3 protein-coding genes and 2 pseudogenes are annotated in these 2,730 nt (G+C 44.1%); 2 read left to right on the forward strand and 3 right to left on the reverse strand.

Annotation, left to right across the window (positions count from 1 at the left end; all coding sequences use genetic code 11):
- Positions 1-47: 47 nt before the first annotated feature.
- Entirely contained in the window at positions 48-509 is a 462-nt protein-coding gene (locus AC2VE5_RS25535) for a phosphorothioated DNA-binding restriction endonuclease family protein (protein WP_486890388.1), read from the reverse strand.
- Positions 510-522: 13 nt separating this feature from the next.
- Here AC2VE5_RS25535 and AC2VE5_RS25540 point away from each other — a divergent pair, with 13 nt between their 5' ends.
- Positions 523-789 carry a hypothetical protein gene (locus AC2VE5_RS25540; RefSeq protein ID WP_486890389.1) on the forward strand — a complete coding sequence of 89 codons (267 nt, stop codon included), beginning with the start codon at positions 523-525 and terminating at the stop codon, positions 787-789.
- A gap of 196 nt (positions 790-985) precedes the next feature.
- The gene (locus tag AC2VE5_RS25545; protein ID WP_486890390.1) at positions 986-1,294 is read left to right on the forward strand and encodes a hypothetical protein; all 309 of its coding nucleotides are present in this window, start codon (positions 986-988) and stop codon (positions 1,292-1,294) included.
- Positions 1,295-1,439: 145 nt separating this feature from the next.
- On the opposite strand, the pseudogene AC2VE5_RS25550 reads toward AC2VE5_RS25545, so the two are convergent.
- A pseudogene (locus AC2VE5_RS25550) lies at positions 1,440-2,621 on the reverse strand (transposase); the annotation flags it as partial.
- Positions 2,614-2,730, reverse strand: a pseudogene (locus AC2VE5_RS25555) (IS630 family transposase); the annotation flags it as partial. The pseudogenes AC2VE5_RS25555 and AC2VE5_RS25550, both read right to left, overlap by 8 nt.

Genomic DNA, 2,730 nt, shown 5'->3' on the forward strand with positions numbered 1-2,730 from the left:
ATTGGCGTTCCCAGAGGAGCTATCAAAGAGCGACTTGTCTTCATCCATCAAATCTTTGGAGTGGTTGCATAATTCAAACTCCTCCCACAGGGCTTTTCTATTCTCACCCAGTTTTTGCAACACAACCCAAACAACTCATCCTCCAGGTAAGCGTACTCTACCGCCTGCCGCAGTACGCCAACTGCCCTAATTTTAGCCCCAGAAGATAGCAGGGCTTCAAATCCTGGGTTAGGCAAAAGATGCCAAAATCCATCGCTTCTAAGGTGAAAATATGGCATTCCAATATCTGCGTTATGTGTAGTAGATCCTAACTGCTGCCATAGCTTTAGAAAGGCGGCAATTAATTCGGCAGACAAAGGGATTTGATTATGCCTTAATACACCCTGCTCGATTAACTCAATAACAGACAGTAGCAATATGGGCTTATGTGGTGCGATAGCCCCGTGAGCGCGGTCTACTCGTAGTTTAGTAAATTTGCTGGCGTAGTAATTAAGGTTTTTACTGCTCACAATAATTAATAATATGTATTTATTATTGTTAGCAAAGTTTATAACCATAGCTCAAACCATGCAAGAATATCGCTGCACCCGTAACGCCCTCTATACTCATAACTGCATTGGTTATGATGATATAACTGCTAGACAAGGCTATTTCATCCAAGCATCAAGCGCCGAGGAAGCTTGGGAAAGAATGGCGATTAGATATCCAGAGGAAACACGTATTGGTTTTACTGTGCAAGACTGGCAAGGATTTAATATTGTTATTGAGGAAGTAAAACGAGATCCATAAGGAGCGCGATCGCACAAGTTAACTCAAGTCTTCCTAATTATTTTCTGTTTTACCAGTCACCGCTTTAGCGTGAGGCTGTTTTGGATGTTTTGTGTATCACCAAGCCCAAGCAATGATAACAACAGCGGCGTCTATGCGAACTGCACATTTTAATTTCAGCCCATGGTAAAACATGGATAGATGGAGCGAAAAAATTATGACACAGACATACATCCTTGAGAACAAAATCCCCATTCCAGTAGAAGATATTAATTTATGGGGACGCTGGTTTGAGAACGTTGAAAATAAACGGGTTGCTCTTACTGAATTTGACAATCTGCGAGTGTCCACTGTTTTTTTAGGTATAGACCATCAGTGGGGAATTGGAAAAACGCCGTTGTTGTTTGAAACAATGGTTTTTGAGCGGGGCAACTTAATGGACAAATATTGTATGCGCTACACTACTTGGGACGAAGCGGAGGCTGGACATTATGCAGTAGTAGCTTTGATTAACTCGTCGCCGTAAGTCCCGCGACGAGTCGCTTCGATGAGCGCCGGGATACATACAGTTCTAGCTTTCCCAAAAACTGGAGGGCGATCGCATTAGTTCTAGGGATTGCTACAGGATACGTGTAAAAACCTGCAAGATAGCCCTTAAAGCATTGCCCAGACTAGCTTTCATGCTTGAGATCGTTGACCTCTGGTCTGCCGTAGGCAATCGGGAGACGAATTGCGCCCTCTAACGGAGCAGGAATACTTTGCAGATCGATAACAAAATCGCCATACCGCTTCAAATGCCCAGTCAGATAAGGACTCAAAGTGGCTAACATCGCACGATCGATCTTGACCCCCTCAGCCGTCAATTGCTGAATGACCACAGACAGGTCCACGGCATTATGGAGAATCACCGCACTAGCGACCAAATCGAGATACTTGACCCGCTTCTCTTGCTGTTCGGGATCGTTTTCAGTAATAATCCCCTCCTTCCCAAAAAAGATCCAGTCTAGGAAATGATTGTAGCCTTCCACAATATTAGTACAGGCAGTAATCTCGCGGCGCAAACCCCGGTCAGAAATATACTCCAGTAGAAATACCGTGCGAACGACTCGACCTAATTCCCTGAAAGCTTGATAGAGACGATTCTTCCGGCTGTAACTTCCTAATTTTCGCAACAGCATTGAAGGTAAAAACTTCCCCGCCTGAATCGATAACACCACTCGCATTAAATCCTGCCAATGGGTACGGATTAACTGCCAATCGACGACATCTTTGAATAATGGGTCGATATATTCGTAAACGGCATCCTGACTGGGACGAAAGAACTTATAATCCTGCCAGTTGCGAATCCGAGGCATCAGTTTAATCCCCAGTAGATATGACAACCCAAACACAGTGGTTGACTGTCCTTGAGTATCTGCGTGCAAAGTATCGGGTTGAATATCTGAAGTATTCTTGAGCAAGCCATCAAGGATATAAACCGCCTCCCAAACTCCACAATTAATGAAATGGGTAAACAAAGCAATGTAGGTATCAGAAACGTGGTGATAAGCAATACCCCCATAGCCACCATAACGAATGTGATACTCTGACATCAAATTATTCTCATAAACCTCAAACTTACTACCATCAGCAGCAGCCTTTTTCCCCGTCCCCCAACACTTTGGCAGATCCAGCAGATTATAAGCATTAATCAGATCTCGCATCGCTGCTTCAAGCTGTTGAATAGAGATATGTTGGCGATTGACATAAGCCAACATCCGCGAACTAACTTTCCCCCGTGTGTGTCGTGCGGTTTGATTCGGTCCCAGATTGCAACCATAGCCAAACACCGCCAATATAGCAATCCTAGGTGGGTTGTGGAAAGACAGCATACTCAAATAACTTTGGGAAGTTAAAGGTTCGACCGTGAGTTACAAGTTCAAACAGGAGTTTGACAAGAAAAAAGGAATCACACAGGTGGTA

It is taken from the genome of Aliterella sp. E5.1 (genome assembly GCF_057473825.1).